The sequence below is a fragment of the Methylophilus sp. 42 genome (assembly GCF_000384155.1).
Classification (GTDB): domain Bacteria; phylum Pseudomonadota; class Gammaproteobacteria; order Burkholderiales; family Methylophilaceae; genus Methylophilus.
In genome coordinates this window covers 1,001,447-1,020,933 of the sequence record NZ_KB913031.1, presented here as the reverse complement: position 1 = coordinate 1,020,933, position 19,487 = coordinate 1,001,447, and the positions used below count along the sequence as shown (strand labels likewise).

Below are 19,487 nucleotides of genomic sequence, written 5' to 3'. Positions count from 1 at the left end.
TTCAGGGAGCATTAATTTGTTTTCCGTGTGAGGAGAATTTATGAAAATCGTAAAATATATTTTGACATTCACGCTGGGCAGCCTGGCTGCCTTTGGCGCACAAGCACAGGACAACTGGTCTGTTGGCGTGGTGGTCGGCAATCCGTACCCTCCTGCTTACTACGCACCACCTCCGGTATATTATGCGCCACCACCAGTGGTCGTTTACCGCCATCCGCAAAGTAACTTCTATGGCGTGCCAGCAGTGGCTTATCCGCAACCAGCGCCTGGCTTTATCCAGTTTTCGTATGGAAACGGCGGCTATGGCGGTTACAACTACGGCCCGAGAAACTTTTACGGTGGTGGCTGGAATGGCGGCGGCGGACATGGCCATGGTCACGGCCACCATCATCACCGCTAGTTCTGATTACAAAGCATTAGCTATCTTAAGCAAGCCAGCCAGCAAATAGCTGGCGGCCTGCTCACGCACTTGCGTTCTATCGCCTTCAAAATGACGGGTTTCTATCACCGTAGTATTGCCTCTGTCATCATCACCGCGAGATACCCAGGCAAAGCACACAGTGCCGACCGGCTTGTGCGGTGACCCGCCACCTGGACCGGCAATGCCGGTGATAGCAGCACTGAGGTGTGCTTGACTGTGTTGCAATGCCCCCAGCGCCATGGCTTCGGCCACTGGCTCGCTGACTGCACCAAACTCGGCAATCAATGCAGCAGGAACACCCAGCATTTCAGTTTTTGCCGCATTGCTGTAGGTGACGAAACCACGGTCAAACCAGCCTGAACTACCGGCGATGGCAGTTACCGCTTGCGCCACCATCCCGCCAGTGCAGGACTCGGCGAGCGCCAGTTGCCAGTGTTTTTCTTGCAGCGCCTGCCCCAGGCTAGTGCTTAACTCAAGCAGCATGCTCATGACAAAAACCCTTGCGCGACTTGCAATACCAGCATGGCCATGATTGCGGCCAAGACATCATCCAGCATCACCCCAAAGCCACCTTTTACGCGCTGATCCACCCAGCCGATCGGAAAAGGCTTCCAGATATCAAACAAGCGAAAGCTGGCAAACGCAGCTAGGCCCCAGCCCAAGGTGAAGGGCACCGTGATCAACACCGCGGCCATCGCCACCACTTCATCCCACACAATGGCACCATGGTCACTGACACCTAGTGCGCGCCCTGTCACTTCACAACACCAGACGCCGAGCAAGAACAACACGCCTAAACTTAAGCACTGCTGTGCGAGTGGCAAATTCATCAATAGCCAATACAGTGGAAAGCCCAATAATGTGCCGACGGTACCGGGCGCTTTGGGCGACAAGCCGGTGCCCAGGCCAAAACTCAGGCAATGTAAAGGATGTGAAAACAGCAAGCGCCAACTTGGCGGCTGCGGTGGCTGACGGTCATTAGCCAAAATGCGCATATCCTTTCTGCGATAAGTCGATGCGAGCCTCACCGTTTAACACCTGCAAACCTGCATGCGCAGTCACTTTCCCGATACGGCTCAAGTGCAACCCCAGTTGCGTTGAAAGTGCCTGCAAAGCATCCCTGTGCTGCGGCGCAGCAGTAAAACATAATTCATAATCATCGCCACCGGCCAACACTGCCTGTTGCAACACAGCGTCAGTCACTGACGACAGCGGCAACAATGGCTTGGGCATTGCCGCCCAATCCAGTTCAGCGCCAACGGCAGACGCCTCTAGTATGTGCGCCAGATCTGCCAGCAAGCCATCTGAAATATCCAGTGCGGCACTAGCTATGCCACGCAACGCCAGCCCTAACGCCACGCACGGTTGCGGGTGGTGCATGGCCGTGGCCAGCGCAGCGAGTTCTTCGGCATGCACATCCAGCTTGCCTAAACGATGCTGCAACCATAAGGTAGCTTGCCCCAATACGCCACTGACCCAGATATCATCGCCCGCTTGCGCGCCATTGCGCTGCAATGCCTGGCCTTGCGGCACTTCACCCATGATATTAATCGCGATATTCAATGGTCCGCGCGTGGTGTCACCGCCAATCAGTGACACGCCAAAAGCATCAGCACAGGCAAACAGCCCGTCACTAAACCTTTGCAACCAGGACCCATCAACCTCTGGCAAGGCAATCGACAAGGTGGCCCATTTTGGCTCGGCGCCCATGGCGGCCATATCACTGACATTCACCGCCATCGATTTCCAGCCGATGGCAAATGGGTCAATATCGGCAAAAAAATGTGTGCCTGCCACTGACATATCTGCCGACACCGCTAACTGATAGCCAGGTCGCACGCGAATCAGAGCCGCATCATCGCCCACGCCCAGATCAGCTTGTACCGGCCGGGTAAAATATTTGGCAATCAGCGCAAATTCAGCCACGACGACCCTGCCACCAGCGCAACCACACCGTGGCTATGCCCCAAGCCAGCAAAATACCAACGACATCCGCCAGCCAGTCATAGACGCTGGGCTGCCTGGTGGTAGTGAGTATGCCTTGCAATACTTCCATCAGCGCACCAAATGCGGTCAGCCCGAACAAAGTCGTTTTAGGAAAACGTTGAAATGCCAACAAGCCCCAGAAAGTGACACCACCAAAGGCAATCACATGCTGAATTTTGTCTTTGTAAATCGAGCCATCGTTTGTTGGCGCCATTTCCATCAGCAACAAATAGGTCAGCAAAGCAAAACAACTTATAAAAATCAGCCGGGAAATGGTGTGGTAACGCATGCAATGTCTTTAATTACTGAAGAATTGAGTTTATTTACGAATGGCAGATTTAGGACGAAAAGATTTGACGATGGTTTCGTCAGTTTCCAGATAAGGCATCGGTTTGTCGCTGGTCGCCAGCAAATCCAGGCAATACGGCACTGCCGCAAAAATACCCGGCACCAGCGTATTGCCTTCGTTATCTTTAAGGCCTTCCAGCGTTTCCTGTATCGATTTGGGCTGTCCCGGCAAGTTAATCACCAGGCATTGCTTGCGGATCACCGCCACTTGGCGCGACAAAATCGCCGTCGGCACAAAACGCAGGCTGATTTGCCGCATTTGCTCACCGAAGCCTGGCATGTCACGGTCGGCAATCGCCAATGTCGCCTCCGGCGTTACATCCCTGAGCGCAGGGCCGGTGCCGCCCGTGGTCAGCACCAGGTGGCAACCTTCTTCGTCCACCAGTTGTTTGAGAGCCTGGGAAATAGTCGCTTGATCATCGGCAATCAGGCGGCTGGAGACGGTATATGGAGAAACCAGGGCTTGTGCCAGCCAGGCGGTAAGCGCCGGGATGCCCTTGTCTTCATATACGCCCTGCGAGGCACGATCACTGATAGAAACTAATCCAATGCGCGCGAATTGTTCTTGCATAACCTGGTCTATGTCAATGGTGACTGTGTTAATGTACCAATACATCATAACATTACAACCTGTCATTCGATCATGGAGAATTCGATGAACCCCCTGTGCAAGCCTGGACAGTCCGTTATGCCCGCCCCTTCCTTATCAAGCAAGTGGTCCTTATATGTTAAGCATGCTGCCATGCTGGCAGCCCTCGCCTTCAGCCCTGCCACCTGGGCAGAAGATAACCCTTACAGCAACCATTACCAGGCACAAAATCAGGGTGATTTACACTCGTTGCAAGCGAACCCAGAACCGCAGCTGTTCAGTGGTACGCGCCGCGATGAAGACAATATCAGGATGCTGGAAAACGGCTATGACCTGATGGGGTTCAGTAGCTTTGAAGCGGGCGAAGTCGATGCCGAGCAAGCCCGCAACCATGGCCGTGCTATCCAGGCCGACAGCATCCTGGTTTATATGAAAAAGGCAGGTGGTGCTTCGCCATCATCCAGAATGGAAGTCATCAAAGAAGCGGTTAAAAAAGGGCAATCGTTGACCGAAAAAGATGTGGCGGCAACCGCCGGCAGCTATCGCTATTACGCCACCTACTGGGCAAAACTGCCACCTCCGCTGCTGGGTATCCATGTGATTAAACTGGTGCCTAAACAGGCGACGCAGGGTGAGAATGTGCCAACTAGCACTGCCAGCAGTGAGGGCGTACGCGTGATCGCAGTGATCCATGGCTCTGCAGCTGAAAAAGGCGGTGTGGTGCGTGGCGATCAATTGCTGAGCCTCAACAACGAAAAAGTGGATGATGCGGCCCAACTCTCCAACCTGGTGAGAAAATACCGCGGCAAAGCCGTCAAATTGCAATTGGAGCGTCAGGGAGAGCCACTGGCGACTGATGTACAGTTATAACGGCCACGACTTTAGTAGCCCCCGAGCGATTGCCACCCTACTCCCCATGTAAGCGGCAATCCCTTTGTTAAAAATAGAATTACAGAAAGTGTTGTGCATGTTTCAACCTACCTTCGAGCATCAGGCAGCCCGTGAAGCTGCCGGTGACCTGGACGATATCCAATTCTTGCGGACGCTGTTCGACGATATCCGCCCCAAGGTGTCCACCGACATCGAGAGCGCCAGCAAGGCGTTACAGGCTTTGTGCTTTCTGCTGCAGCAACATCCACAGTATGCCTTGTCATTGCGTAACAGCCTGCTCAGGTTACTGGACGAAAAAAGTGTGATTTCGCTCTATTCCGACCATGGCATCCAGTCTGACCTTGGTTTTTTCACCGAAATCTACCGTCGCCTCTGGCACAAGCTACTGCCCGATGTGCCAGACCCCAAATACCTGAAAGATGTGTTTGGGCAGATATTTCACAAAAACAGTGATGTCGACTGGGTCATTGGCATGCCGGACACCGTCTGGCGCGACTTCATGCAGACGCTAGACATCAGCCAGGGTGACGCGCAGCAACAGCAAAACTGTATCCAGGAAGTCAAAGATGCACTACAGGTGCTGTCATATCGTTTATCTGCTTCTGGACTGGATCCCGAGCTGATTTTACAGCATGAAGACCTGGAGTCGAATGGCTCGCCGTTTATTACGCAGAACATCGAGATTCAACAGTTTCTGGCACTGCCGGCGATTCAGGCAGAAGACATCCAGCATTTGTACAGCGTGCTTAAACGCTGCGAGCAACTGACGTATGAAATCCGCAAATCGAATGCCAAAACCGGGACCAGCATTTCGCTCACGGCACTGATGCAACGGATATTGCAGCAAATTCAACGCATGCAGTTATTGCTGGATATTTTGCATGGCCTGATCCTGAAGCATGATGTTAGCCACGCCATCACACGTTTGCTCAAACAATTGGTGGATGCCGAATGCAAGAAAAACAACCTGTCTGAATACTGGCGCCAAAATACAGAATTACTGGCCCTGCGCGTGACTGAAAACGCCAGCCACACCGGCGAGCATTACATCGCGCAACACCGCAATGAATACTTCAAACTGATGGGCTCAGCCATGGGCGCGGGCATTATTATCGCCATCATGGGCATGATTAAAATCATGATTGCCAGCTACCACCTGCCGCCGCTGACAGAAGCAATATTGTTTAGCCTCAATTACGGCCTGGGCTTTGTCATTATCCATTTGCTGCACTTTACCGTCGCCACCAAACAACCGGCGATGACGGCGGCAACCATCGCTTCCACCATAGATGACCATGGCCACGATAGCAAAAACATCCATAACCTGGTGAATATCGTCGCGCAAACCACCAGCAGCCAGACCATTGCCATTCTGGGTAATGTGGTGGTGGTAATTCCGATGGCGATCCTGATTGACTGGCTGATCATGCAAGCCACCGGCCATCATTTTATTGGCGCCGAAAAAGCGCATGCCTTACTGGATAGTAATAACCCGCTGATCAGCCTGACAGTCATGTATGCCGCGGTAGCGGGTGTCTGCCTGTTTTTATCCGGGCTGATCGCTGGCTACCACGACAATTTAGCCGCTTACAACCGGATTCCGGAGCGTTTAGGCCATTTGCACTGGCTGCAAAATCTTCTAGGCAAAGATCGCCTGTGGCGCATTACCGAATATATCCGCCACAACCTGGGCGCACTGGCGGGTAACTTCTACTTTGGCTGCTTGCTGGGTTTTGCGTCCGGCTTGGGCGTTATGTTGGGCTTGCCGCTGGATATCCGCCACGTCACTTTTGTGGCGGCATTTGCCGGCTACGCTTTGCCAGCCCTGGACTTTCAGGTCAGCCACTACATTATTGCAACCACCATACTCGGCATCGCATTAGTCGGTACCACCAACCTGATCACCAGCTTCGGCCTGGCGATTTATGTGGCGATGAAATCGAGAAAAGTACGTTACCGTCACTGGAAAGCTTTTTGGCTGGAACTGTTGACGGCGTTGTATCGTCAACCTGGCAAGTTTTTACTACCGCCAAAAAAACCGGAATAAACTTGAAACAGCAGGCTGTTTTTTACAGCCTGCTTATAAAACATGATGCGCAGTCTCTTATTCACCCGCCAATACAGCTTCTTTTGCGATCAAAAAATGAAATACGCCATTATCCTTGTTTAAGGACAATAATTTGACCGGGTGATTATTGATCAAATTACGAATATTCTGCTCACTGCCAGCGGCGGTGGTTTTTACCAGCATGACCTGCCCTGGCAACAAGTGATCCAGCGCATCCTTTGTTTTCAACATGGGCAGCGGACTTTCCAGACCCGTTAAATCAAGTTCCAGATCAATATGGCTGTGCATGTTGCCTCCCCTCTTTCATGTCATTAGCAAGTCGTTGACCCAGAGTCGCCACTCGCTAATTCAATCTTGTTTTATGATTAATCGTCCAAAGACTCGTCTTCTGGCATCTCTGCATCAAACGCATCATCTTCGGCACCACTTTTACCCTCCATCACTTCGCGAATCACTTTAAACAGTTCGCGGCTACTTTTGGGTGGCTTGCCTGCGGCATGCTCTTTTTGTGCATTGCGAATCAGGGTACGCATTTGCTGCACATTGGTTTGCGGAAACTCAGCAATAAACAACTCGATCACTTTAACATCCTCAAGCAAGCGCATACGCCAGCGCTCCATGTGATGAAAGCGGGCATTTTCTTCCTTGTGTTTGCCGTCCCATTTTTGCAGTTGCTCGACGATAGGCGCCAAATCAGTGTCACGCATCAAACGGCCAATATATTGCATCTGGCGACGAATGGCGCCATTCGCAGTAATGCGCTTGGCTTCGGCAATGGCATCCAGCAAGGATTCCTCTAATTGAAGTTTCTTCAATCTATCCTTAGGTAGCGCAACCAATTGACGGCCTATTTCCTGCGCAGCATCCGCCTCTGCTTTCAATCTGGTTTTACTGGGTTGGGAATCATCAAAGGTTTCAGATGTCATGGTAAAAGCAATCTCTGCCAAATCGGGTATGATAACAGTTTTAACTGCCAAGCAAGAAACAAGCGCGTACAGCATGCAATCGGATCAACTTCAACAAATCGCCCAAGACATTATTCAACTGACACGTAAAGCAGGTGCCAGCAGTGCCGAAGCAGAGGTCAGTTTTGGCACCGGCCAGAATGTGTCCGTCAGGCAAGGCGAGACTGAAAATATTGAATACAACCGGGACAAAGGCTGTTCAGTCACGGTATATTTTGGCCAGAGAAAAGGCTATGCCAGCACCTCTGACTTGAGTCCTCAAGCCTTGAAAGACACGGTTGAGGCCGCCTGTAATATTGCAAAATATACCGCGCAGGACCCGTTCTGCGGCTTGGCCGATGCCGATTTGATGGCGACAGAATTTCCAGATTTATCCTTGCACCACCCCTGGCAGATTGACGTCGACGCCGCACTGGCATTGGCCAAGCGTTGTGAAGCCGCCGCCCTCGCCGTAGATACACGTATTAGCAACAGCGAAGGTGCCAGCATTTATAGCCAGAGCGGTGCATTTGCTTATGCCAATAGCCATGGTTTTATTGGCGGTTACCCAAGTTCGCGCCATAGCATTAGCTGCTCGGTGATTGCCGAAGCAGATGGCCTGATGCAACGTGATTACTGGTATAGCAGCGCGCGCGATGCGCACGACCTAGCCACACCGGAGCAAGTCGGCCAGACGGCGGGCTCGCGCACCGTCAAGCGCCTGGGTGCTCGCCCGATCAAAACCGGGCAATACCCGGTCTTATTTGAGGCGCCATTGGCAAGCGGCCTGATCGGCACCTTGATTAGTGCGATCTCTGGCGGCAACTTATACCGAAAATCCTCTTTCTTGCTCGACAGCCTGGGGCAGCCCATTGCCAGCGCATTGCTGCAGATTGATGAAAACCCGTTTGTACTCAAAGGTGCTGCCAGCAGTGCCTTTGATAGTGAAGGCGTGGCTTGCCGCCCACGCACACTGGTTGAAAACGGTGTGCTGCAAGGATATTTACTGGGGAGCTATTCTGCCCGCAAGCTGGGCATGCAGTCGACAGGCAATGCCGGTGGTGCGCACAACATCATAGTGCGTTCAACAGGCCATAGCCTTGAGCAACTGTTGCATACCATGGGCACCGGCTTGCTGGTGACAGAGCTATTGGGGCACGGTATGAATATGGTGACAGGTGACTATTCCCGAGGGGCTGCTGGCTATTGGATAGAGAACGGGCAGATTGTGCACCCGGTAGAAGAAATCACCATTGCGGGCAATATGAAAGACATGTTGAAAAGCATTGTTGCGATTGGTAACGATACCATTCCGAACAGCTCAAGACTGACTGGATCGATACTGATTGAGCGTATGACCATCGCGTCTGCGGAATAAATACCGCGGTCACAGTGACAGCAAATAAAAAAGGCTTTGCACAACGCAAAGCCTTTTTTGTATCACCGAAGATGTCGGCTACTATTGCGCGGGCGCCGCAGCATCCAGGGTCAACAATGTTTCATCAACACCCGCAACCATGGCTGCAGTTGCAGCTTCGTTTTCAACCACGGGTTCTTGATCTGCTTGAGACTGATCCAGCATCGGCGGCAATGCCTCAGGCTCGATTTCCGCAGATTCGCTTAACTCGATGACCATTTCAGCAGCGGTCGCCTCAGAAACGACAGACTCAGAGGCATCCACCGCTTGCGCTGGCTGCGCTACCGGTGTACCTTCAGTGACTGCATTCTCAGTCGCAGTGCCTTCGATTGGCGCGGCAGATTGCAACAATACGGCATCCGTGGTGGCTGGCGTTTGTTCTGAATGGTTAGGCGTATCTTCATCTGCAGGCTCAAACTCATCTTCCAGCAACTCTTTAGGTACCAGGCCATCCTGGATCAGGCTGGCACGGCGTTGCAGGTAAGCATCACGCATAAATGCATAGGGATCAATCGACGCGTTATCCACCAAATCGGTCGCATCCAGCAATTGCGTGCGTTTATCCAGCAACTGTACCGCACGTACCTGGTTGTGGGCACGGATCTGGCCAGTATTATGCAAATAGGTAATCGGGTCGGAAGTCACGGTATCAATGAACAAACCGCTGGCATCACGCACGGTGCTCGGCCCAACAATAGGCAGCACCAGATACGCGCCGGAACCTACGCCCCAGTAACCCAGTGTTTGACCAAAGTCTTCCTGGTGTTTTGGCACATTATCCATGCTGGCCACATCAATAAAACCGGCAATACCAAAGGTAGAGTTGATGACAAAGCGGCCAGCATCGGTAAAGGCCTGGGCAAACTTCAGTTGCAACAGGTCATTCACGACGGTGGTCAAGGTGCCGAGGTTGCTAAAGAAGTTGCTGATGCCAGTACGCACAGGCGTAGGCGCAACGGCTTTGTAGGCTTTGGCAACGGGTTTCATGGCATAACGGTCAGCCACATCGTTAAATTTATAAATTCCCCGGTTGATGCCTTCCAGTGGGTCTTTATTGGTTGTGGCGCAACCAGAGACACTCACCAAAACTGCAGTCAGTACGATCGCTCTTAATGTTTTCATATTTGTCATTATGTTTAGAAGCTTTTCAAGCGCATTTAAATTGTTGTATCCCCAACACAGCTTGCAGTGCGTACTTCGCAAATGTGTGTCATCTCAGTTAACGGAAATCTCTTCTAAAAGTTGAAGGGATCATTGTTAAAAAGTCGGTTAAATTAACCAGCAGGCGTGATGCAGACCTCACCTTAGCACGAAGTAAAACGATCTTATTCTACATCAAATGTCATCTTTGCTTCACATTATTTTTGTATAAGCGCAAGGCCTCTTCGCGCTGTTGCGCATGATCCACCACAGCCACCGGGTAGTCGAGCACTAAGCCTTTATCAAACAAGCATTTTTTACGAAATTTCTCTGCCCATGGCGCATGAATTTGCTGATCATCAAGACCAGCAAGCTCCGGCACATATTTACGGATAAATTTGCCTTGCGGATCAAATTTTTCTGACTGCGATTGCGGGTTAAAAATCCTGAAATAAGGTTGCGCGTCACAACCGGTCGAGGCTGCCCATTGCCAGCCACCATTATTGGCTGCAAAGTCAAAATCGATTAACTTTTGCTCAAAATAACGCTCACCCCAACGCCAGTCTATGAGCAGATCCTTGACCAGGAAACTGGCGACTACCATGCGCAAACGGTTATGCATATAACCGGTCTGATTTAACTGCCGCATGGCCGCATCCACAATCGGGAAGCCGGTGCGCCCTTCGCACCACGCAGCAAACCAGTCAGCGTCATTGGTAAAAGGCAGCGCCTCATACTCCGGCTTATAAGAACGACCTTGTTGCAGATCTGGCCGGTGAAACAGAATCTGGAAATAAAAATCACGCCAGATCAACTCACTCAACCAGATCGCCGCCCCCTTATTACCCGCCAGGGATAATTGCCACGCTGCATGCGCCAGTTGGCGGATGGAAATTGTGCCGAAACGCAAATGCACCGACAGATAAGACACGCCTTTGACCGCCGGGTAATTACGCGCGTCATGATACTGGTCGATACGGTGCAGAAAATCCTCGAATAACTGCTGCGCACCAGCCATACCGGTTGGCAAGCGCAATGCGGCAAGATTGGTGCGCTCAAACCCCAGCGATGCCAGCGTCGGCATGGGCGCTGGCGCCACGGGCGCAAGATGACTGATATATTTTTTGACCGGGTAAGCTTTTAAATAAAAGGCATTCAACTTGGCCAGATGGGCATTTTTATACGGGGTGAACACCCCATACGGCTTGCCGGTTTGTGTCATCACCTCATCTTGCTCAAACAGCACCTGATCTTTGAATAAATGCAGGGTTTGACCAGCCTCAAGCAGCGCCTGCGCTACTATTTCATCGCGGGCAATCGCGACCGGCTCGTAATCTTTGTTGGCATAGACTGCGCTGACATTGAGTGCGCGCGCCAGCGCCGGGATTTCTACTTGTGCGCGGCCATGACATACGATCAGGTCACTGCCGTGCGCTTGTAAGGACTGCTTGAGTTCGCGTACGCTTTCCCAGATAAATTCAACCCGGCGATCTTGTTTATCCGTTAATGCATGCAGAATATCCGTATCAAAAACAAAAGCGACAATCACTTGCGTATGCCGCTTCAAGGCGTGATACAGCGCGGCATGATCATCATCGCGCAGGTCGCGACGCAACCAGACCAGGGCTTTAGACATCGTTACTCTCGGTGATAGGGATGACCACTTAGAACCGTGTGGGCGCGATAAAGTTGCTCGGCCAGCATCACACGCACCATGCCATGCGGCATGGTCAATTTAGACAAGCTGAACAGCCATTGCGCTTGCGTTTTGAGTTGTGCATGCAAACCATCGGCCCCACCAACCACCAGTGAAACATCACGCCCCATTTCCTGCCAGCTTTTGAGTTTTTCTGCCAGTTGCAAGGTAGTCACGGTCTGGCCACGCTCATCCAGCGCCACCAGGTAATCTTTACCGGCCACTTCCAGGATACGCTTGGCTTCGGCTTCCTGCACCACTTCACTATTCTTACCGGCCGCACGCTTATCAGGTTTGATTTCGATGATGCGTGTTTCAAGCTCACGCGGCATGCGTTTCAAGTATTCCGCGCAGGCGGTTTCAACCCAGTCGGGCATTTTATGGCCGACCGAGATGATATTGAGTTTCATACCTGGAGGAGTGTCGTGCTTTTAGGCAGCAGACGCTGTACGGCGCGTCTGTGACTCGGTCCACAGTTGTTCAATGTTGTAATAAGCGCGGGTGGTTGGCACCATGACATGCACCACGATATCGCCTAAATCGACCAATACCCACTCGCCTTCTTTTTCGCCCTCTACGCCGCGCGCTTCCAGGCCTTTTTCTTTCAGCTTTTCACGCACATTATCGGCGATGGCCTTGCATTGGCGGGTAGAGTTACCACTGGCGACAATCATGTAGCTGGTCACCGCCGTCATACGGCGCACGTCCATCACAGTGATGTCAAAGGCTTTAATATCTTCCAGCGCGTCGACGACGGCCAGTTTCATCTCTTCAAGAGACAGGGTATCAATGTTTGGTTGCATAGGTGTATTCAAAATCAGGCGGCTTGCGCAGGAATATGGTTTTTTTGCTCGACAATGCGGTTTTGCGCATCGACGTAAACCAGTTGCGGATGGTAGTGAGTCAATTCGGCTTCGGTATACTGGGAATAGCTGGCAATAATAATCAAATCGTCAGGATCCGCTTTGTGCGCCGCAGCACCATTCACCGAAATCACGCCAGAGTGACGCTCGGCACGAATGGCATAAGTTGTGAAACGCTCACCATTGTTGATGTTGTAAATCTGGATTTGCTCATATTCATGAATATTGGCGGCCTCCAGCAAGGCTTCATCAATCGCACAGCTGCCTTCATAGTGCAGCTCGCTATGCGTCACACGCACTCGATGCAGCTTTGATTTCAACATGGTTCTTTGCATTGCGTCCCTTAGCTCGAACTTCCACTCGCGCGGAAAAGGTCGTAATTATAAAGTTATCAATGGCTTAGCGCAAAATAAATTTATCAAAAAACGCATGCAATTGCATCAGGCGCTGACTTCGCAGTTATCGATGAGCCGCGTCTTGCCCAACCTGGCTGCAGCCAGTATCACCCATTCACGGGTCTGCGCATCCGGCAAGGTCAGTGACTGTTGACGCCGAACCTCTACATAATCTACCTGCCAGCCCTGCTGGCTTAACGCTAAACGGGCTTGCGTTTGCAAAGCCGCATAGTCACGCTGGCCAGTCAGCAAGGCTTGTTTCATGACTTGCAACTGCTGATTTAACTGCGCGGCCTGTGTTTTTTCTGCTGCGGTCAAATAGCCATTTCTTGAGCTCATGGCCAGGCCGGAAGCCTCACGTGCAGTTTCCCCGGCGATGATTTCAATCTCAAAATTGAGTTGCCGCACCAATGCGCGGATCACCATTAGCTGCTGGTAGTCTTTTTTGCCAAACACCGCCACTTGCGGTTGCACCATATGAAACAGTTTGGCGACTACAGTCGCCACACCAGCAAAATGGCCAGGACGGCTGGCGCCACACAAATCATCGGCCAACGGCGGTGGTTGAATCACCATCTGCTGGTGCAAATCCTGACCATCAAAGTCGGGGTACATCTCCTCCACTGCTGGTGCAAACACCACATCAGCGCCCACGGATTGCAGTTTGTCACAGTCAGACTGCAAGGTACGCGGATAACTGCCGAAATCCTCATTGGCACCAAATTGCAGCGGGTTTACAAAAATACTGACCACCACCAGGTCCGCATGCTTCTTCGCCAGCGTCACCAGCTGGCAATGCCCCGCATGTAAATTACCCATGGTTGGCACAAACCCCACGCGTTGGTCGCGGCGACTGGCCAGAAATGCGCGCAACTCGCGCAAGCTGTGAAACAACTGCATGTAGACTCTTTTTAATCCATCAAAAACCAGAATGATTCAATATATCACACAGCACCCTATTCAACCGTGACAGGTAAAAGATCAGCGCCCCGGCAATTGACAAGCTGGCAAGTCCGCGCCTATAGTCATCATTTGCAACTATCTACAATTATTAACATCAGGAGTAAGTGAATGAGTGTGATGACCGAGTTTAAACAATTTGCGCTGAAGGGCAATGTCATGGACCTGGCGGTCGGTGTCATCATTGGCGGTGCCTTCGGCAAGATCGTTGATTCCATGGTGAACGACATTATCATGCCGGTCATCGGCCGAATTTTTGGCGGTTTTGATTTTAGCAACCTGTATGTGCCACTCAACGGCCAATCGGCTGACCTGGCCCTGGCAGAAGCCAAAAAACTGGGCGCGGTACTGGCTTACGGTAATTTCATCACCATTGTGCTCAACTTCGTTATTCTGGCATTTATCATTTTCCAGATGGTTAAATTCATGAACAGCCTGAAACAGGCCGAACCAGCGCCTGCGCCAGCAGCGACACCGGAAGATATCGTCTTGTTACGTGAAATTCGTGACAGCCTGAAAAAATAATTTTCTGGCGATAGTGATATGACAAAGGGCGCTGTGGCGCCCTTTGCTTTTTAACTACCCACAAAAATCAAAGATTACAAATCGGCGGGATTCGGTTGTACTTCATACGTCTGACCAGCATTGGCATCAGACCCATCATTATTCAGAAACACCACCACACTGACCTGGTCATCAATCAGATCCAGCTCTGTGGTTGGGTAATAAGCCCCCGCGGCATCTTTATTGATATTGTGATAATGCCAGATAGAAGCCACCACGCGCCCACTGTCTTTTAACTTCACATCTTCCGCGCGCGCTGGCTCGCCCAATAATGCAATTAACTGCGCGCGATTCAACTTGCCCACCGCATCCACAAAGCCCTGCTCGTCCTCAGGCAACTTACCAGCCGCCGCACCTGCCAACACCGCCCCGCTTAAAGACAATAATGCAACAGCCAATACCCCGTTTAACCAAGTTTGTGCTCTCATCATGACTCTCCTTTATATTCAGAAACTCAGGCAATTAAAACAGCAATAGGTTCATACAAGAGGCACTACACAGACTCGATAGGATACGCCTCTTCCGGCAACTGTTCGACCAGTAACACATGTACACGGCGACTGTCGGCATGTACCACGGTGACACTTAGATTATCAATACGGATATGCTCGCCTCGCTTGGGCAAATGACCGAAGTGATTCACCACCAGGCCACCCACGGTAGAAAACTCTTCGTCGCTAAACTCTGTGCCTATGGCTTCATTAAATTCAGGAATCTCGGTCAAGGCTTTGACGCGATAAATACCTGGCTCCTGCTGAATGATATTACCTTCGCCTTCGTCATCATCGTATTCGTCCTCGATGTCGCCGACAATTTGCTCCAGCACATCTTCAATCGTCACCATCCCGGCTACGCCACCATACTCATCGACCACAATGGCAATGTGGTTACGGTTACTGCGGAACTCTTTTAACAACACATTCAGGCGCTTGGACTCGGGAATAAACACCGCCGGACGCAGCATATCGCGCAGCTCGAATGTCTCGTTGGCGTAATAGCGCAACAAGTCCTTGGCCAGCAAAATGCCGATCACATCGTTTTTATTATCTTCAATGACAGGGAAGCGGGAGTGCGCCGTTTCAATGACAAACGGCAGAAAGCTTTCTGGCGGCTGGGCAATATCAATGACGTCCATTTGCGAACGCGGGATCATGATATCCCTGACCTGCATTTCACTGACTTGCAGGACACCTTCAATCATGGCCAGCGAATCGCTGTCCATCAGGTGATTTTCATAAGCCCCATGCAGCAACTCGACCAGTTGCTCGCGGTCTTCTGGCTCGCGCAGAAGAAAATGGCTTAATCGTTCTAAAAGTGAGGGTTTGTGAGACAACTTATCCGGCTCTGAAGCCATAGTTACTGCTGAAAACAGCATCCTGTATAACGCGTTAACTTAAGCATACATGAAAACGGATGGCAATGTCACCTTCATGACATGGGTTGCCTGACTTATTCGTGGCTATCCCTGGCCGTGTGTGGCACGCAAAGATTTGTCACTTTCCGGTGTCAACAAACGATATAAAAGATTTAATTTCTGCTAAATTAACACTTATGTTGAATCGCCTGCCCCCTTCCTTACGTCCCCTGGTGCAATCACTGACTTTCAAGGTGCTTACCGGGCTTACTGTCTTCTACTTTGCATTTGCCTGGCTGGCTATCAATCCGCTGGCAAAATGGCTGTTACCATGGGTAGCCGAACACCAATTGGCCAGTAAAGCCAGTGTAGAAAAAGTCACGTTTGACCCGTTGCGCCTCACCGCAACCATCGAGAAGCTGGCGCTGACCGAAACAAACGGTGCGCCACTGGCGTCGTTTGACAAACTGGTGGTCGATCTTGAAGCCAGCGGCCTGTTCAACTGGGCCTGGAAACTCAAGCAAATTACGCTGACAGCGCCGCGCGTCGATGTGCATATCTCCAAACAGGGCCGCCTCAACTGGGCTGACCTCATTGCAAAACTCAACGAGGACCCAACGCCGCCAAATAAAGACTTGCCGCGTGTCATCATTGAAAATATCGCGATCAGCCAGGGCAATATCGATTACCAGGATGCGCAACACGCCACGCCGCTACAAGCCTCACTCAAGCCACTGGATTTTGAACTCGAAGGCTTTTCCACGCTACCTAAAGACCGTGGCGACTACCTGATTGCCGCCAAACTGCCGTACCAGGGCGCGACCATCAAGTGGAAAGGCAATTTTGGCGTCAATCCACTGGCATCACAAGGCTCACTGGCGATCGAAGGTTTGCAAATCGCCAAAGTCATGCAATGGATAAACACGGCCAAGTTGCCGCTGCAAGTCACGGCAGGTACGTTTACCAGCCAGTTTAACTATGACTTTTCTTTGCCGAATCAACAACCGAAACTGTTGGTCAGCGATGCACAGCTGCGCGTGAACGATTTGGCAGGCACATTGGCGCAAGGCGATCAACTCGCTTTTTCGCAGTTGGAAGTCAAAGCCAAACATCTGACGCTAGATCAACAAAAACAGTTATTGGTCACGACACAAGACATCAACATTCAACTTGATCAACTCAAACTGCATAAACCACAGGCAGACGTTTCAATTGCCAAAAGCAGCCTGGCTTTGCCCAAGCTGGTCTTCGAGCAGGACAAGCAGGCACAACTCACATTTGACAACCTGAACCTGCATATTGAGCAAACTCAGTTACAACAAGCACAAAAAACATTATTTATATTGCCAGAACTGGCGATCGAAAATGTCAGCCTCAATTTGGCCGAACGCCGGGCCAATGTGGCACACATTTTATTAAACAAAGGGCAATTATCGGCGACACAAACGGCTGCCGGGCTTGATTGGCAACATGCGTTTGCCGAACCTGCAGCAGCCACGCCCCCGCCTGCTGAGGCACCTGGGGTGCCAGATGAAAAGGTCGATGAAAAGGCCAGCGCCCCCTTCCAATTTGCGATAGACGACATCGCCCTGACGCACTGGCAGCTCGCTTATACCGACCAGCAATTTGCCAAGCCCTTGCAAGCCACGGTTGGCGACCTCAATCTACAGCTGGCGGTAGATAATACGTCAGGCTTGGCGCTAAAAAATGTGCAACTGGAAGCAACACAACTCAGCGTCCAATCAGATAAAAAACCCGCCGCACAATTAGCCAGATTTGCGCTGAATAATGCGCAACTGGCGCTGGACCAGCAAAAAGTTGATATTGCCGCGATTCAATTACAAGGACTTAAAACAACGGTCATCAGGCAAGCGGATCAACGCCTGAACTGGCAAGCCATGCTGGCACCTGCCCCAGGCAGCCACACGGCGACTGCCAAGACAAGCACACAGGCAGCGGCGCCCGCGAAGCCATGGTCTTACGCCGTGAAGCGGCTGGCCTTGCAACAAGCAGATATTCATATTGAAGATCAATCGACACCGACACCTGTGGTGCTGGACGTGGTGGATGCCAGCGTGGAAGCTAGCAACCTGAGCCAGAATATGGCAAGCTTGCTGCCGGTGAAAGCTGGATTCAAGGTCAAACAAGGCGGTCAGTTCAACCTGCAAGGCAAACTGGCTGCAACCCCTTTTAAAACCGAGTTGCAATGCACACTTACTGACCTGTCACTGAAGCCCTTTGCCCCTTATATCCAGCAAGCTGCCTTACTGCAACTGGAAAACGGTTCTGCCAGCCTGCAGGGTAAACTGCAACAAACCAGCAGCGGGGCAACCAAGTTTGACGGCGGCTTTAGTGTCAACCAGCTGTCCATCCTGGAGGAGGCGAGCCAGCAACCGTTTTTACGCTGGGAGAAACTGCAAGGAGACGGCTTGGCGCTATCACTGGCGCCCAACAAGCTGCAATTAAGCACGCTGACACTGAGCAAGCCGCAAAGTAAATTTATCATTTATCCTGACCGCAGCCTGAATATCACCAAGGTCATGCGCACGGCTACGCCAGACCAGACAGCGGCAACCGCATCGACCACAACGAAGGCGGCGCCAGCCCCCGTGAGTCAAACCACCGCAACGTCAACGCCTGCCAGCACTAGCAGCGACTTCCCGGTTGCAATTGATACGGTACGTATCAATAACGCCGAACTGGAATTTGCTGACTTATCACTGCCACAACCGTTTGGCACGCACATCCACACCCTGGGCGGCGTCATCAACGGCATTTCCAGCGATCCGTCATCGACTGCGCAAGTCGAACTGGACGGCAAGGTAGATGATTACGGTGCAGCGCGCATCCGTGGCTCGTTGCAACCGTTTAAAACCACAGAGTTTACCGATATCAAACTGGCATTCACCAACCTGGAGATGAATCGCCTCACGCCCTATTCCGGTAAGTTTGCCGGGCGCAAAATTGAATCCGGCAAACTCTCTGTAGACTTGGGCTATAAAATCAAACAGCGTGTACTGGCGGGTGAAAACAAGTTTGTCATCAACAAACTCACCCTGGGTGAAAGAGTTGATAGCAAAGACGCGCCCAACCTGCCCCTGGACCTGGCGATTGCTATCCTCGAAGACAGTGACGGGGTAATTGACCTGGACTTGCCGGTCAGTGGCAGCCTGGACGACCCCAAGTTCAGCATAGGCGGTATTGTCTGGAAAGCCTTCACCAATGTGCTGACCAAAATCGTGACCGCGCCTTTCAGTGCGCTGGGCAAACTGTTTGGCGGCGGTGAAAAGCTGGAGGCAATTGTGTTTGACCCTGGCAATGCCACGGTTGCACCACCAGAACTGGAGAAATTACACACGGTAAGCAACGCGCTCGCCAAACGCCAGCAATTAGCGCTGGGCATTGTACCTGGCTACGATGTAGCCGCAGATACACGCGCCATTCAGGAAGCCAGCTTGCGCAAACAAGTGGCAGCAGAAGCAGGTGTACGCCTGGAGCCTGGGCAGGCAGCGGGACCAATTGATTTAAATAATCCCAAAGTGCAATCGGCCATACAAACATTGCATGACCGCCTGAACAATAAAGGCTTGCTCAAACGACTGGCAGCCAAACTGGAAAAAGCGCCCGAAGGTTTTTACGCGCAAGCACAGGAAGCACTGACCACCAGCATCCAGGTCACCGACGCTGACTTGCAAACCTTGGCCAAGGCACGCGCCGACGCCATCCAGAAAGCGTTACTGGCTGCGGGCGTTGGTGCCGAACGGGTTACGGTCACTACCCCAACAACCGTGAAGGCAGACCGCGATCACGTGCCAAGCAAACTGACGCTGGATGCTATCAAGCACTAACTG

The 19,487-nt window shown here is 51.7% G+C and carries 21 protein-coding genes; 6 read left to right on the top strand and 15 right to left on the bottom strand.

The annotated features are described in order from the left end of the window. Positions 1-40: 40 nt before the first annotated feature. Positions 41-400 carry a hypothetical protein gene (locus MET42_RS0104980; RefSeq protein ID WP_019881711.1) on the top strand — a complete coding sequence of 120 codons (360 nt, stop codon included), beginning with the start codon at positions 41-43 and terminating at the stop codon, positions 398-400. 6 nt (positions 401-406) lie between these two features. Here the strand turns inward: MET42_RS0104980 and MET42_RS0104975 are convergent, their stop codons facing one another. The 5 genes from MET42_RS0104975 to mog are packed head-to-tail and all read right to left on the bottom strand — an operon-like array spanning position 407 to position 3,326. Next, complete coding sequence (locus tag MET42_RS0104975; RefSeq protein WP_019881710.1) at positions 407-910, bottom strand: CinA family protein; 504 nt, start codon at positions 908-910, stop codon at positions 407-409. Beyond that, entirely contained in the window at positions 907-1,416 is a 510-nt protein-coding gene (locus tag MET42_RS0104970) for a phosphatidylglycerophosphatase A (RefSeq protein ID WP_019881709.1), read from the bottom strand. Before MET42_RS0104970 ends, MET42_RS0104975 begins: the two co-directional genes overlap by 4 nt. Beyond that, positions 1,400-2,347, bottom strand: coding sequence for a thiamine-phosphate kinase (gene thiL / locus MET42_RS0104965; RefSeq protein ID WP_019881708.1), 948 nt, complete (start codon positions 2,345-2,347; stop codon positions 1,400-1,402). The genes MET42_RS0104970 and thiL overlap by 17 nt, the downstream gene beginning before the upstream one ends. After that, a complete protein-coding gene (locus MET42_RS0104960) occupies positions 2,340-2,696 on the bottom strand; it encodes a hypothetical protein (protein WP_019881707.1) in 357 nt (118 codons plus the stop codon). Before MET42_RS0104960 ends, thiL begins: the two co-directional genes overlap by 8 nt. A gap of 30 nt (positions 2,697-2,726) precedes the next feature. After that, positions 2,727-3,326: a molybdopterin adenylyltransferase gene (gene mog, locus MET42_RS0104955; protein ID WP_029512327.1), complete on the bottom strand. Its 600-nt coding sequence runs from the start codon at positions 3,324-3,326 to the stop codon at positions 2,727-2,729. A 171-nt stretch (positions 3,327-3,497) separates the two neighbouring features. Between mog and MET42_RS0104945 the strand changes: the two genes are divergently transcribed. Both MET42_RS0104945 and MET42_RS0104940 read left to right on the top strand, forming a co-directional pair. Further along, a complete protein-coding gene (locus MET42_RS0104945; protein ID WP_019881704.1) occupies positions 3,498-4,214 on the top strand; it encodes a PDZ domain-containing protein in 717 nt (238 codons plus the stop codon). A 97-nt stretch (positions 4,215-4,311) separates the two neighbouring features. Next, positions 4,312-6,282 (top strand): site-specific recombinase, encoded by a 1,971-nt coding sequence (locus MET42_RS0104940; protein WP_019881703.1) that lies wholly within the window; start codon positions 4,312-4,314, stop codon positions 6,280-6,282. A gap of 57 nt (positions 6,283-6,339) precedes the next feature. Here MET42_RS0104940 and MET42_RS0104935 read toward each other — a convergent pair whose 3' ends face one another. Further along, on the bottom strand, positions 6,340-6,591 hold the full coding sequence (locus tag MET42_RS0104935) for a sulfurtransferase TusA family protein (protein ID WP_019881702.1): 252 nt from the start codon (positions 6,589-6,591) through the stop codon (positions 6,340-6,342). Positions 6,592-6,668: 77 nt separating this feature from the next. Then, positions 6,669-7,229 (bottom strand): ribosome biogenesis factor YjgA, encoded by a 561-nt coding sequence (yjgA, locus tag MET42_RS0104930; RefSeq protein WP_019881701.1) that lies wholly within the window; start codon positions 7,227-7,229, stop codon positions 6,669-6,671. Between the two features lie 73 nt (positions 7,230-7,302). Here yjgA and pmbA point away from each other — a divergent pair, with 73 nt between their 5' ends. Further along, complete coding sequence (pmbA, locus tag MET42_RS0104925) at positions 7,303-8,625, top strand: metalloprotease PmbA (RefSeq protein WP_029512326.1); 1,323 nt, start codon at positions 7,303-7,305, stop codon at positions 8,623-8,625. Between the two features lie 81 nt (positions 8,626-8,706). Here pmbA and MET42_RS0104920 read toward each other — a convergent pair whose 3' ends face one another. The 6 genes from MET42_RS0104920 to panC form a co-directional block, all read right to left on the bottom strand. Beyond that, the gene (locus MET42_RS0104920) at positions 8,707-9,786 is read right to left on the bottom strand and encodes an MlaA family lipoprotein (protein ID WP_019881699.1); all 1,080 of its coding nucleotides are present in this window, start codon (positions 9,784-9,786) and stop codon (positions 8,707-8,709) included. A 220-nt stretch (positions 9,787-10,006) separates the two neighbouring features. Further along, positions 10,007-11,440, bottom strand: coding sequence for a deoxyribodipyrimidine photo-lyase (locus MET42_RS0104915; RefSeq protein ID WP_019881698.1), 1,434 nt, complete (start codon positions 11,438-11,440; stop codon positions 10,007-10,009). 2 nt (positions 11,441-11,442) lie between these two features. Next, on the bottom strand, positions 11,443-11,910 hold the full coding sequence (rlmH, locus tag MET42_RS0104910) for a 23S rRNA (pseudouridine(1915)-N(3))-methyltransferase RlmH (protein WP_019881697.1): 468 nt from the start codon (positions 11,908-11,910) through the stop codon (positions 11,443-11,445). 21 nt (positions 11,911-11,931) lie between these two features. Next, positions 11,932-12,303, bottom strand: coding sequence for a ribosome silencing factor (gene rsfS, locus MET42_RS0104905; protein ID WP_019881696.1), 372 nt, complete (start codon positions 12,301-12,303; stop codon positions 11,932-11,934). A gap of 14 nt (positions 12,304-12,317) precedes the next feature. Further along, positions 12,318-12,698: an aspartate 1-decarboxylase gene (gene panD, locus MET42_RS0104900; RefSeq protein WP_024929679.1), complete on the bottom strand. Its 381-nt coding sequence runs from the start codon at positions 12,696-12,698 to the stop codon at positions 12,318-12,320. A gap of 105 nt (positions 12,699-12,803) precedes the next feature. Then, on the bottom strand, positions 12,804-13,658 hold the full coding sequence (gene panC, locus MET42_RS0104895; RefSeq protein WP_019881694.1) for a pantoate--beta-alanine ligase: 855 nt from the start codon (positions 13,656-13,658) through the stop codon (positions 12,804-12,806). Between the two features lie 171 nt (positions 13,659-13,829). On the opposite strand from panC, the gene mscL reads away from it, so the two are divergent. Next, a complete protein-coding gene (mscL, locus tag MET42_RS0104890; protein WP_019881693.1) occupies positions 13,830-14,243 on the top strand; it encodes a large conductance mechanosensitive channel protein MscL in 414 nt (137 codons plus the stop codon). Positions 14,244-14,317: 74 nt separating this feature from the next. Here the strand turns inward: mscL and MET42_RS0104885 are convergent, their stop codons facing one another. Beyond that, entirely contained in the window at positions 14,318-14,710 is a 393-nt protein-coding gene (locus MET42_RS0104885; RefSeq protein ID WP_019881692.1) for a hypothetical protein, read from the bottom strand. Between the two features lie 65 nt (positions 14,711-14,775). Next, positions 14,776-15,636 carry an HlyC/CorC family transporter gene (locus MET42_RS0104880; RefSeq protein WP_019881691.1) on the bottom strand — a complete coding sequence of 287 codons (861 nt, stop codon included), beginning with the start codon at positions 15,634-15,636 and terminating at the stop codon, positions 14,776-14,778. Between the two features lie 197 nt (positions 15,637-15,833). On the opposite strand from MET42_RS0104880, the gene MET42_RS0104875 reads away from it, so the two are divergent. Then, positions 15,834-19,484, top strand: a complete 3,651-nt coding sequence (locus MET42_RS0104875; RefSeq protein ID WP_019881690.1) for a DUF748 domain-containing protein — start codon at positions 15,834-15,836, stop codon at positions 19,482-19,484. Positions 19,485-19,487 lie beyond the last annotated feature (3 nt).